The organism is Macrococcus carouselicus (genome assembly GCF_004359515.1).
GTDB lineage: Bacteria > Bacillota > Bacilli > Staphylococcales > Staphylococcaceae > Macrococcus > Macrococcus carouselicus.
In genome coordinates, this window is sequence record NZ_SCWD01000006.1 from 53,928 (window position 1) to 65,319 (window position 11,392).

At 34.9% G+C, this 11,392-nt stretch carries 13 protein-coding genes; 4 read left to right on the plus strand and 9 right to left on the minus strand.

What is annotated here, in order from left to right:
• Nucleotides 1-538: 538 nt before the first annotated feature.
• Entirely contained in the window at nucleotides 539-850 is a 312-nt protein-coding gene (locus ERX40_RS10135) for a hypothetical protein (protein ID WP_133418387.1), read from the minus strand.
• Between the two features lie 73 nt (nucleotides 851-923).
• On the opposite strand from ERX40_RS10135, the gene ERX40_RS10140 reads away from it, so the two are divergent.
• Nucleotides 924-1,121: a hypothetical protein gene (locus tag ERX40_RS10140; protein WP_133418388.1), complete on the plus strand. Its 198-nt coding sequence runs from the start codon at nucleotides 924-926 to the stop codon at nucleotides 1,119-1,121.
• Between the two features lie 26 nt (nucleotides 1,122-1,147).
• On the opposite strand, the gene ERX40_RS10145 is transcribed toward ERX40_RS10140, so the two are convergent.
• The 4 genes from ERX40_RS10145 to ERX40_RS10160 form a co-directional block, all read right to left on the minus strand.
• Nucleotides 1,148-1,738, minus strand: coding sequence for a hypothetical protein (locus ERX40_RS10145; RefSeq protein WP_133418389.1), 591 nt, complete (start codon nucleotides 1,736-1,738; stop codon nucleotides 1,148-1,150).
• A 210-nt stretch (nucleotides 1,739-1,948) separates the two neighbouring features.
• A complete protein-coding gene (locus ERX40_RS10150; protein WP_133444697.1) occupies nucleotides 1,949-2,545 on the minus strand; it encodes a hypothetical protein in 597 nt (198 codons plus the stop codon).
• A gap of 24 nt (nucleotides 2,546-2,569) precedes the next feature.
• Nucleotides 2,570-4,480, minus strand: coding sequence for an AAA family ATPase (locus ERX40_RS10155; RefSeq protein WP_133418391.1), 1,911 nt, complete (start codon nucleotides 4,478-4,480; stop codon nucleotides 2,570-2,572).
• Nucleotides 4,480-5,631 carry a flagellar biosynthesis protein FliS gene (locus ERX40_RS10160; RefSeq protein ID WP_133418392.1) on the minus strand — a complete coding sequence of 384 codons (1,152 nt, stop codon included), beginning with the start codon at nucleotides 5,629-5,631 and terminating at the stop codon, nucleotides 4,480-4,482. Before ERX40_RS10160 ends, ERX40_RS10155 begins: the two co-directional genes overlap by 1 nt.
• Nucleotides 5,632-6,308: 677 nt before the next feature.
• Between ERX40_RS10160 and ERX40_RS10165 the strand changes: the two genes are divergently transcribed.
• Together ERX40_RS10165 and ERX40_RS10170 are read left to right on the plus strand one after the other, a co-directional pair.
• The gene (locus ERX40_RS10165) at nucleotides 6,309-7,139 is read left to right on the plus strand and encodes a ParA family protein (RefSeq protein WP_133418393.1); all 831 of its coding nucleotides are present in this window, start codon (nucleotides 6,309-6,311) and stop codon (nucleotides 7,137-7,139) included.
• A gap of 1 nt (nucleotide 7,140) precedes the next feature.
• Nucleotides 7,141-7,563, plus strand: a complete 423-nt coding sequence (locus ERX40_RS10170; RefSeq protein WP_133418394.1) for a hypothetical protein — start codon at nucleotides 7,141-7,143, stop codon at nucleotides 7,561-7,563.
• Nucleotides 7,564-7,601: 38 nt separating this feature from the next.
• Here ERX40_RS10170 and ERX40_RS10175 read toward each other — a convergent pair whose 3' ends face one another.
• The 4 genes from ERX40_RS10175 to ERX40_RS10190 form a co-directional block, all read right to left on the minus strand.
• A complete protein-coding gene (locus ERX40_RS10175; protein WP_165980748.1) occupies nucleotides 7,602-8,444 on the minus strand; it encodes a replication initiation protein in 843 nt (280 codons plus the stop codon).
• 364 nt (nucleotides 8,445-8,808) lie between these two features.
• The gene (locus ERX40_RS10180) at nucleotides 8,809-9,228 is read right to left on the minus strand and encodes a YolD-like family protein (RefSeq protein ID WP_165980749.1); all 420 of its coding nucleotides are present in this window, start codon (nucleotides 9,226-9,228) and stop codon (nucleotides 8,809-8,811) included.
• Nucleotides 9,206-9,487, minus strand: a complete 282-nt coding sequence (locus tag ERX40_RS10185; RefSeq protein WP_133418397.1) for a hypothetical protein — start codon at nucleotides 9,485-9,487, stop codon at nucleotides 9,206-9,208. The genes ERX40_RS10180 and ERX40_RS10185 overlap by 23 nt, the downstream gene beginning before the upstream one ends.
• A 110-nt stretch (nucleotides 9,488-9,597) precedes the next feature.
• Nucleotides 9,598-10,206 (minus strand): hypothetical protein, encoded by a 609-nt coding sequence (locus ERX40_RS10190; RefSeq protein WP_133418398.1) that lies wholly within the window; start codon nucleotides 10,204-10,206, stop codon nucleotides 9,598-9,600.
• A gap of 286 nt (nucleotides 10,207-10,492) precedes the next feature.
• Here ERX40_RS10190 and ERX40_RS10195 point away from each other — a divergent pair, with 286 nt between their 5' ends.
• Nucleotides 10,493-11,152 carry a hypothetical protein gene (locus ERX40_RS10195; protein ID WP_133418399.1) on the plus strand — a complete coding sequence of 220 codons (660 nt, stop codon included), beginning with the start codon at nucleotides 10,493-10,495 and terminating at the stop codon, nucleotides 11,150-11,152.
• Nucleotides 11,153-11,392 lie beyond the last annotated feature (240 nt).

Consider the following 11,392-nt stretch of genomic DNA (forward strand, 5'->3'; position numbering starts at 1 on the left):
TTACAAATGTTAATATGAAGAATATTAGCATGCTAATAAATATAATATTTGGCAATAATTTGTTTCCCACTTATAAAAACTCCCTTATATGATACATTTATATTTTAACGTATTTACATTATATCCTTTTTTTAACAAATAAGATATAGTGCTTAAAAGACTAATTCAATTAAAAAGAGACTGAGCATATCAATTATCTAGTCTCTTATATAGTTTGATAAATTTGGTTTCACTAGGCTAAAGATTTAAAAAGTACCTTGAACATATAAGTTAACTGGGAAATCATATACAACGCCTAACTTTTCACATGCGTATGCAAAGTTATTGCCGAACGTTACAGGTGCTTTATTCTTAAAACTGTCACGAGAGCTGAGTAGAGAGAAATCGTAAGTATCACTAATATATTCTCCAAAATTATAATACTTGCTCTTAGAGCTATGTCTGACTGTCACTGTGCAGTTGTATTTACCGATAGAATTAAATAATTCTCCATTGTTAAAATCATCTTTATTCTTTCAGCAATACCATTTGATAACTTTTATTTATATACAACTTTATAGAAAGTAGATTTGGTTACTTTCCACCCGAACCAATTAATTTCATAAGTTCTATATTGTGCTAATTTACTAAATTTACTCTTATCAGCAGAAAATGTTTTCCCATTATACGTGTAGGATGAAACTTTCCCCCAGCTCGCAGATATATATTTTACAAATTCTGTTTTCTGAGCAGCTGCTTCAGCTTTATCTAAGACTAGATAAACTTGATTATTTTGGGAATTAATATTAAGACCAGACAAGAGAATTCCTGCTGCTATAATGCTTGCTGTAATTATTTTATTTTTTTTCATTAGAAATTCATCCTTTCAATTAAATAATAAAGCGTTTACAATTAACTTATTAAAATATAATGGGGTGACAATAATGAAAACAAATGACAAAATATTTATTTTAGCTTTGAATATTGCCTGGATGTTTTTTTTACATTATTTAGTGCGATCAAATATTGAATTATTTCAAGAATGGAGACCATTGATTGTACCGATTATTTTAACAGTAGTTTTAATAATTATGCTTTACTTTAAAATAAATAAAGATACAAAAGATAAGCCCGTTAGATAGGCTTATCTTTTGTATTAGCTATATTCTTATTTATATTTCACTCTTATATAAGTATCATGCACACTCTTCTTTGTTACATAGTATGTTCCTACTTTTGGATGCACAACTCTATATTTAGTTAATGTAAAATCAGCATATTTAGCTAACTTACTGTATCTTTTTGAATCAGCCGGAATAACACCGCCATCTTCATAAGTAAAATTGAAGTTAACCCCAAATCCTTCTACTGTTGCACTGAATCCATAAGATCTACCAGCAACCATGGTATATTCCTTTTTCTTTGTCCATGAGGATGAAATATATCCGCCAAATTGCATGTTGTAACGTTTAGAAGATACTTTGTATGCAGGAGCACCACCAATTGTAATACTTCTAACCTGAGTACTAGCAGATGCTGTATTTTTTTGCATTTGAACATACAGATCTTTTTTCTGCTTAGATTCAAAAGTGTATAAATCCCCGTTTTCATCTACATATTGATTTTCTAAAAGTTTAGGAGCCTGATAACTTTCTACACTTTGTGAAGTAGGTGATGTGTTTCCACTAGCATGAACCACTCCCGAAAATCCTGTTAAAATAATTGAAGTGGCTACAAATGAACTAACAATTTTCTTCATTTAAATCCCTCTTTTTTCATATATTTGTAATACAAATAATATTTTACTCTATTTGATACGTATTGCAATCGTTTTCTTATAAATAATTAGAAATTTACAATTAATTAAAAATAATATCGTTTACTATATATTTAGATAAATTAATGATTGTCTTAAAAATCAATTTCTATATAAGAAGCCGACCAAAATTTATACTTTGGTCGGCTTCTCTTATTGAATATTATTATCTCTTAGGATAATATCTATCTTCTTTCTCAAATTTATATCGTCTGTTCTGACGAATGTTTTTCTTACTCTTTTCACCTTTTCGATGTCCTCTTTCTTGATGTTAGTATTCTTCTCAATCCATATCATCATCTTAGATGTCATATTTTTATGAGTAAGACCTTTAAGAAACATTTCTCCAGTACATGGGCTATATTTACGAGCTTTAATATATGTGGTATCTCTCTCTATATTAAGAGTGATCCGTTTATTATTATTGATAATATGCTCAACTTGCTCATAGAAAGCGTTCAATGTTCCTTCGACTATAATTTGTCTTTGTAAAGTTACAGGCAAATCAGGCAGAAAGCGTGAAGTAATATTTGCATCAATTATCCTCAAGTTCACTAGATAATACTGTTTTTCATACACCAACAATAATTGAAAGTTATAATTTGCTTGATCCCATGCATCGAAGTATATGCTTATTCGTACATTATTATAATTTCCACTGTATTTATTCACTGTAGTTGTTTTAGGGTTCTGCAATATCTTATAATCATCAATCAATTTTTTTATAGTATCTTTATTAATTTTTATCACCCTTTTGTTTGTATTTTACTAAAATTAATAAGGTTCTACTATAATTGCACCACGAGTCACTGCATCATCTCTGGACTCAAAGCTGCATTTGCCGTTAGTCTTGAGTCTGAACCGCTTCAGATTAGGATATTTTCTCATGGTATAGAGGATTTCAGAGACAATATCAGTCTTGATAATTTTTCTGATATTACGTGCACCGCTTGCACCTGCATTACGTGACATCATACGCTCGAATACAATGTACATGGCAATCTCGTTAGCCTTATATTGAGCATAGCCTGGCATCCAGTCCTGACGGTCACTTATATAGATGTTGTAACCTCTCTCTTTGAACTGTCTCAGTTCCTCTGCCAGCATTTTGTTAGCAATATCGAGCTTCGTGGAATTGCTGAGTGAATTGAACGGAATGAAGTAGGTGAACCTCTGGAGAAGCTCCTTTGGAAAGTCCTTTTCAAGTCCTTTCTGAATAACAGGCTCAAGTTTTCTTGAGCTGAACTTCAATTCCTCAGAGTAATTGTCTATCTCATCCTGCTTTATATCCTGAAGTTCTCTGGCGTAACGGTTGATGTCTTCAAACATCTCTGAACCTGAGTTAGATGTTGCGAAGATAAACGACCCCCTGAGAGAAGCATGCTGTCTAACCATATAGCCATCCGCACCCTCTTCAAAGAATGTCACCTCACCCTCATCGAGTATAGGCAGCATTGCGAGTATGACACTGGGATGCGCTTTTTCAATTTCATCGAAAAGAAATATGGCAGAGCGTTTATGACGGGCTATCATACCGAGATCAAGACGGAAGCGGTCAGAACTTTCCGCATTGTCATAATCAGTCATACTGAATATTTCAAGCTCAGATTCATCGCCTTTTGTAGCCTCACTGATTGCCTTAGCAGTCTCAGTCTTACCTGTACCCGACGTCCCAACCATCAGGACTGTTGTCGGTCTCTGGTTGACTTCATTGCTTTGTGATTCCCAAGCCGTGTTATCAATCATGCGCTCCATCGTGTACAGTACTAGAGGCTGTCCTCTCACTCGTCTTCTCAAAACGTTCGTCGTATGTACAGGATCAATCTGCGGGTTAAGGTCAACGTTATTTGAAGTCCTGAATACATAGTTGACTAGCTCTCTATCCATCGTCCGTCCATCTGTCTCATGAATGGAAAGCATCGTCTCAAGAATATCTATAGACTTAGAGGGCTCTGCAAATTCAGTCTGCATCTGTCTGTTTGCTTTCATAATTCTCTCAAGAGTATTATCGCTTACTTCAGATGATGCCGCTTCACCGATTGTCTTGTCTAACCAGTTTCTGAGAATCTGTTTCGTCGTCTTTTGAGACACTTCATTGATTGCAAGTGTATGAAGTCTTCGAGCGAGTGCACCATCTTTAGCTATATAACGGTCATATTCGCCTCTTGTGGTCGCTGTAATCACTTTCACGTATTTACCCGCACTGGCAAGAGTGGGCTTGAGGATATCTCCGCCCTCTTTTGAACCGTTACCGAAAACGGAGATGATTCTGTGCACTTCATCAATGAATATGATGACTTTTGTATCAGGATGCTCCTCCTCCTGAAGAACATCCTGATACTCTTTTACTTTTGGCAGCAGCCACTCCATACGCTCCTTGAGGTTATGGACACCCCCAGAGTTCAACGCACCTATATTTACAGATAACACAATAACATGATTGCCATTCAAAAACTGCTGTTTAGCATAAGTTTTCACGATTGCTGTTTTCCCTGTACCTGCATCTCCTATCAGACAGGCAACAGGTGTCTGTCTTCGATTCATAAGATATTCAAGCGCCCTGATCTCTTCATCACGTTCTATGACTTCAATATCAGGATAATCAAGTATGCTGAGCGCGTTACCCAGAAACTCATTGATCTCCTTAAATTTTTCCTGTGATTTCTGCGTGTATGTTTTACTCATTAATTGTAGCCGCCTTTCTGTAGGTCGAAGTACTCAAAGTTTTCCTGCATATTACCAAAATCTTCTTTTCTGAACTCTGATTTTTCATAGCGTTCTTTCTCTTTTCTGAGTGCATCGAGTGTTGTATCAAGTTTCTCTATTCTCAGGTTAATCTTTTCAATATTTTCTTTGGCATCTGAGTTCTTCTTGTCACGTTTAAGTCTGTTCTGATATTCTTCAAGGCTGACGGTATAGGATTGTCTCTCCTGCTGTAATGTCTCCATTGCTTTAGCAATCTTTTTCACAACGTTAACTGTAGAAGTCTGTTTGATAACTTTACCGTAGTCAATCTCATTATCATCTGTCAGGAATGTCCCATCAAAGACTTTCGTATTGTCACTATAAGCGTTAAGTCTGAAGTTGATATTATCAAACTTATGTTCCTTTTCTTTATTCTTGAACTTGCTCTGGATAGCTGTGATGACACCTGATTCATTCATTGTATCTTCACTCACTGAACTCAGCATTTCTTCCATTGATTTCTTCTGGATAGTTGAGATATTAGGTGATGCCTTATCGTCCCCGTAGTTCATGTTAAGCGTATTCGCCATGTAGATTTGATAAGCTCGTTTATCTAGCTTCCCCTTGATGAACAGATAGCCGTCGCCCTCAGTACCGAGAACTCCATATTTCATTTCAATCTTCGGCTTATGCTTTGTCGTGTGCAGGAAGTGAAGATTATAGTTCTTACCCTCAGTTGATAGGAGCTGTCTTGCTTTATCACTATACTTGAACTTGACGACTGTAACCTCTCTCTTTTTGTCCGTCCATATATCTGAAATAGTCAAGGGTGCTTCAGATTTCAGGAATGTGAGCTCCGTGCCGATAGGAGTTGAATTATTAGTCTTATAATCAATCATTTCAGCATATTGATAGACAAGCATCATAATTCCTAAAGCAAGCAGCAGAAAAGTGAAGCGTCTGAAATACAACGTTCTGATTCCACCCTTTGTCCTTTCATCTCGATCTCCGAAGCGACCGCCGATGATATAGTAGTTGTCATCAGTCTTCTTTCTTTTCCCCCTTTTTTGTTTGGCTTTGATTCTCGCTTCTTTTTTCTTTCTTTTCAGCTCTTTCTTTTCTTCTTTTGTAAGCTCACTCTTTCTAAACATTAAATCAGCTCCTTATTGTTTTGATATGCGTGTGTGTCTTTTTCTGATTAATTAAGCGTGCGTACTTGATGAGTGTACTGATGTTATAAGGGGTGTCTAATGATGCATCATTAAACTTATTCATTGTTCTATGATTAATAGAGATGAAGCTGTCCTCATTGATTGCGGTTATGATATAAACACGAACAAAATCATTCAGTAACTTTTTGATATGCTTCTCTCTCTTGTTTTGTGCTGACTCAAGTTGATCCATACAAATTGCGATGCGTTTAAGAGTTAAGCAGTTCACTTTGAATATGTCTGAACGTCTCTGTCTAAAGCGACACACAGTTGACATACTGTTTCCTCATTTAACCATTTCTGTAATAGTAAAGCGAGAACATGCTATAATCATCTCATCAATATATTCCTCAATCTTTAAAATATCAGCTTCTAAATCGTTTATTTTCAACTCCTTTTTCGTATTATAATGATAATAATATATACATATAAATTATATCAATATTATCCTTAGAACTCAATGATGACAACGATTTGAGCTCTTTTTTATAACTATACTTCACAAATAAAATTGATTGTTATATAATTAATTCATATTAATTATTTATTTTTTGCTCTTTTATTTGTACACCATTGTATACTTTGGTGTACAATGGAGGAGACAGGAGGGAACTCAAATGACAAAAATTATAACAGTCGGAAACTTTAAGGGTGGCGTCGGAAAATCTACATTTGTAGAACTTCTTGCTTACATTTTAGCAACTAAGGAAAAAAAGAAAGTGCTTGTCTTTGATACAGACCCACAGGCAGACGTCACTGAAAAACTGAAAAGAACGTTCGGCAAAGAAGATGTTGAGCCTGAAACAGATTTGCTTCAGGCTATCAAGAAATCTGTAGACAGTAACTTTGAACGTGATATTAGTGGTTCTATCGTCTCTCTTCATGAAAACCTCGACCTCGTACATGGATCATGGCATCTGGAACAGTTTGACACCTATGTTGTAGAGGAGCTTAAAGATAAGAAAGCAAGATACTATCTGTTCTACACTCTTCTTCAGTCCATCAAAGAAAAATATGATTACATCATTTATGACACACGACCATCGACAGGCATCACAACTACAAACGCAATCTGTTCATCTGACTTTATGATTGTTACGACTCAGACTGAGGAAGCCAGTGCAAATTCAACGAGAAAGATTTATAACTACATCGGAAGTATGCTTCAGTATAACGAGGGTATTGAACTTATCGGAGTATTACCTTATCTTGTGGACTCTACTGGTGCAATCAGCAGGCTAGTCGAAGCGGAATTGAGAGAGCAGTTTCAGGAAGATATGTATGAGCATGTCATCCGCAGCTCAAAGCGTGTTGTCGCATGGGGTAAATATGGTATCACCGAAGATAAGCCATACGATAAGAAAACATTACAGATGTATGTAGATGCAGTAGATGAGACTCTTCAGAGGATCAGAAACATTGAGGCAGAGAAAGAGGGAGTGAATTAATATGGCAGGGTGGAATAAGAACATCAAAAGTCCTCAGCCGCCTGTTGAGATAGAGAAAGACTTACGACTCGTAAACCCTGAAAAAAAAGTCAAAGAATATCCATCAGAATTAAAGCGAATGACGGCTAAAGTGTTCAAACAGACGGATAACACAGTTACAGAGCTAAAGGAAAAGAATAGATATCCTAAGATTGAAATTTACGATAAAGCGGTCTCACTTTATAGCATGGTTGATGAAGTGGTTCCTGAATTTTCAGGTCAATCAAAAACACAGGTTATCAGGCAGCTTCTTATGAATCTGGAGAAATACGATAAAGCACTTGAGTTATATGATTTAGTCGCTGAGGCTCTGCCTGATAAGTCTTATTCAGAACGTAAAGAGACTATAAAAAAATGGGTATCAGAGAATAATAATAAAATTTAAAAAACAGCTGACATTTCACGGAAAATGTCAGCTGTTTTTTAATGGTCTTTTTCTCTGTCTTGAACAAGTTGATACATAGGATTTAAATGTATATAGTCTCCGAAAAGTAAGGCTTTTTCCATCTCTTTTTCTTCTTCATCGCCAGCTACTGGTTTATTCTGGGAGGTCTCCTTTGATTGCTTAAATTTTTCTTTGGCTATTGGTTTTATATTTTTCTGAGGAAGAAAATTGAACTCTATAGCCTCTATTGTTCGTCCATCTGTCCTACTATGTACCTTATTATAACTGAGGTTAAAGAATACATTCTCAAATTCCTTTAATGCGGGATTGAGCACTCTTTTATTGATATCGCTCATCCTGTAGCTCGAGGGAATACATAATACTTCTCGGAAGCGATCCATACTGACTTTCATATATCCAGTGGACTTGAACTGCTTCAATAATCTATATAAATTTTTAGTATAATTCGATCTGAAGCTTGTCAGTTCATTCAATTCAAATATCGTGAACTGCCCTAGTTCAAAGTTATTGAGCAAGTGTTTAAAATTTTCATTCACAGATATATCTAGATAACCCTCAATCATATTCACCTCATAATCTGTAAACAGAGTGAACTTCTTGAAATGTTGATCTGATCCCACTCTATAAGTAACTTGCAAGATTTTATCGTAGAGCGATTCAAGGTCTTTAACAAAACGGCTATTTGAAGTCGATGAATATTTACTGAGTTCTTTCAATTCTGCGATGTCAAATCGTATTTTTTTAGTATCTTCATTTCTTAGTCTTGAACAGAGCGTAAAGAATAAGTCTTGCTCGACTGAGCTAAAATTTTTGAGCGGTATAGTATTCATTTCGTTTTTTATTTGGACGATCTGCTGCATTTTAATACACCTCTCCGAATCGGTTAGAGTGATTATAACATACAGAAAAAGGGACATACAAAATGTCCCCCTATCTACATACAAAATGTCCCCTATACATACAAAACGTCCCCCTATCTCATACAAATTGTCCCCCTATCTCATACAAATTGTCCCCCTATCTCATACAAATTGTCCCCTCAATACATACAAAACGTCCCCCTATCTCATACAAAATGTCCCCTATCGACTCTTGAACCTCTTGTGTCTGTAAGGATGAGATGCCACCTAAAAGGTTTTAAAAAAGATCTTAAAAGGGTTTAAAAGATATTAAAATTAAGTAAAAGGGATACCTAATTTAATTAATTAATAATTTACGGACACTTTATATGATTTCAACAATATCAAATAGACTGAAAACCTTTCTTTCCTGCATATAACAGAGATAACATCTTACTGTTTTATTAATCGTATCAACATACTCAATAATACATTCATGCTGATTGATATAGCCATCTTCATAACAGCGTACTGCGCAGGATGATGGTTTGTTCATCATCATTGACAGTCTGATATTGATCTCTAATATCTGTTCATCTGATAGCTCAGGTTTTTTTATCTTATTCTGCTCATTAATATGCTGCTCAATATTTTTATAGAGCTCAGGTGTTGTAGCAAAAGAAGTCCATTTTATCATCCCTCCGCCCTGTGGGATATTTTTACATAGATACTTTCTAGAAATTTTTCTATAATCTAAAATATTTTCGTATTCTTCAGGCAATTCAGGATGTAGAGGATTTTTCATTGAGAATTTGTTCAATGTCATCACCTTTCTCATAAGCAATGCGGTTTAATACTTTTTGATTTTTAAGTGTTCCAAGTTCCTCTGCTATTTCTATAGCTCCATAAATTGTTGATCTCACAGCAAATCGATCAGTGCCAGGTCTTACTAAAAGATTTAAATATCTACGTCCATATACTGTATTAAGTGATGGGTGATGGACTTGAAGTCTCTCAGCTAGTTCTAAAAATAAATCTTCATCGATAAAGACATAATTAAGCATTTGCAGCCCTCCTTGACCTAAATATAGAACATATGTTCTGTTTAATCAATGGTTGTAATGAATACATAAAGAAGCAGATGCTCAGCGAGCATCTGCTTTCAGTATCTATATTATTTTTTACTATATCTTTTTTCAAGATATTCTCTGATTAAAGAAATGAAATCTTTCCATTTTTCCGAGTGGATGTCGATCTTATTGTCATTTACAAAGCATTCATTTTCAACAACTTCGATACCTTCAGAGAGGTAAGGGATATCAGGACAGAGGCGGTGGAGAATAAGATTAGCGCTGCCCTCTAAATTAATCTCTATTTCTAACTTTGATAGCCTGTCATATAATTGGGAAGTCTCATGAGTGTGTTCGATCAATAACTTGATTATTTCATCGATAGCACGTTTCTCCCAGTTCATAACCTTTAATCCGCCTTTGTTGTACCTCTTCTTAAACTTCTTCATAATAAGAGACATGAAATCTTGCCAATCTTGGTCATCTTTGCTGATTTTGCCATCTTTTCCAATGCAATTTTCTTCAACAAACTCTATGTTTTCGCTTAGCACATCAAACTTAGGCATCATGCTCTGTAATGTCTGAAAAACTGGGTCCTCGATATCTACCTCTATTCTTAGTTCACCTAATGCTACCAATAAATCAAATCTCTCCTTACCAACTTCAATACAGATTTTCAATAAATCTTCTAGTGCCTTTTTTTCCCAATCCATCATTTATCCTCCTAGATAAAATACTTTAGTACATAGCATTATAACTATTATACTACTTAGACCGATAGAAAACAGTCTCTGAGGGAGAGCGTCAAGGTGATGGCGAGGCAGGAGAAACTGAGGATCAGGGAGGAATGGAAGCGGCAGGAGCGGTCCTATTTTATCACTGTTAAATTATATATATTTACTTAAAACCTTAAAGTTTCCTTAAAAATCCATATTATATAACTTTAATTCATTTGATTGGTTTAGACTGAATCTATAATAAACTAAAGGAGAGTATAAGATGTTTAAATCACTTTTACGATTAGTGTTAATATTTGTGTTGTTATTTTCAATAGGGATGAATCCCTACATAGAATCAAAGGCTCATGCATCAAGTAATAATTCAGACAAATATTATGATCAAATAATCGAAGTCACTCAAAGTAATATCAGTGTTAATGATAAAGGTATTGTTACTTACAACCTAGAGGCGATGGAAGAGGAGTTAAAAGATAATCCGTATAAAAATGAAGCTTTGACTCAAGCTAAAATGTTAAATAATAAAAGCATTGATATATTAGATAGTGCAGAGAATCCCGAAGCAGCAGAAAGCAACAATAGAGCGTTAAGTACTCAAGCCCGAATCGCAAGTCCAGATTCAAGACAATTAGCTTGTGGTATCCAAGGGAAAAAAGTTAATACAAAATATTATCAATCTTTAGATGCATGTGTCGGGAAGAAAGTTAAAAGTTTAGTTACTTTGGGCGGATTGTTAAGTGGATTTGGAAAACAGTTTATTGATGATGTAGCAAATGGGAAATGGAAAAATGTCAGAACGACGTTAGGTAAAGCTGGCAAAAGCTCAGCCTCAATTGGAGGTATTGTGGTAACACTTGCTACTATACAGTATACATGTATTAAGGCTGCACAAAAAAAATATCCACCGGGTGGATGTAAATAAAATAAAGGAACGTTAAATATTATGAACAATTTTAAACCTTCTCTTGAAAAATTTAAAAATCTATTTGGATTACTTTTGATTTTCTGTCCCACAGTAGTTTTATTCTTGATTCTGGGCGGGGTAGCAGAGGATGTATGGGATTTATTTTCCATATATATGTATATTTGTAATGTCATATTATACATTGTTTTATTTATCATGATTCGAAATACGAAAGAGAAAAACAATGAAAGATGATGA

What these genes read in the sequence shown, in the direction of transcription:
- ERX40_RS10160 (WP_133418392.1), bottom strand. Translation starts at nt 5,631, where the DNA reads ATGTTTAGAAAGAGTGAGCTTACAAAAGAAGAAAAGAAAGAGCTGAAA.
- ERX40_RS10155 (WP_133418391.1), bottom strand. Translation starts at nt 4,480, where the DNA reads ATGAGTAAAACATACACGCAGAAATCACAGGAAAAATTTAAGGAGATC.
- ERX40_RS10135 (WP_133418387.1), bottom strand. Translation starts at nt 850, where the DNA reads ATGAAAAAAAATAAAATAATTACAGCAAGCATTATAGCAGCAGGAATT.
- ERX40_RS10140 (WP_133418388.1), top strand. Translation starts at nt 924, where the DNA reads ATGAAAACAAATGACAAAATATTTATTTTAGCTTTGAATATTGCCTGG.
- ERX40_RS10195 (WP_133418399.1), top strand. Translation starts at nt 10,493, where the DNA reads ATGTTTAAATCACTTTTACGATTAGTGTTAATATTTGTGTTGTTATTT.
- ERX40_RS10165 (WP_133418393.1), top strand. Translation starts at nt 6,309, where the DNA reads ATGACAAAAATTATAACAGTCGGAAACTTTAAGGGTGGCGTCGGAAAA.
- ERX40_RS10180 (WP_165980749.1), bottom strand. Translation starts at nt 9,228, where the DNA reads ATGAAAAATCCTCTACATCCTGAATTGCCTGAAGAATACGAAAATATT.
- ERX40_RS10190 (WP_133418398.1), bottom strand. Translation starts at nt 10,206, where the DNA reads ATGGATTGGGAAAAAAAGGCACTAGAAGATTTATTGAAAATCTGTATT.
- ERX40_RS10145 (WP_133418389.1), bottom strand. Translation starts at nt 1,738, where the DNA reads ATGAAGAAAATTGTTAGTTCATTTGTAGCCACTTCAATTATTTTAACA.
- ERX40_RS10175 (WP_165980748.1), bottom strand. Translation starts at nt 8,444, where the DNA reads ATGCAGCAGATCGTCCAAATAAAAAACGAAATGAATACTATACCGCTC.
- ERX40_RS10170 (WP_133418394.1), top strand. Translation starts at nt 7,141, where the DNA reads ATGGCAGGGTGGAATAAGAACATCAAAAGTCCTCAGCCGCCTGTTGAG.
- ERX40_RS10185 (WP_133418397.1), bottom strand. Translation starts at nt 9,487, where the DNA reads ATGCTTAATTATGTCTTTATCGATGAAGATTTATTTTTAGAACTAGCT.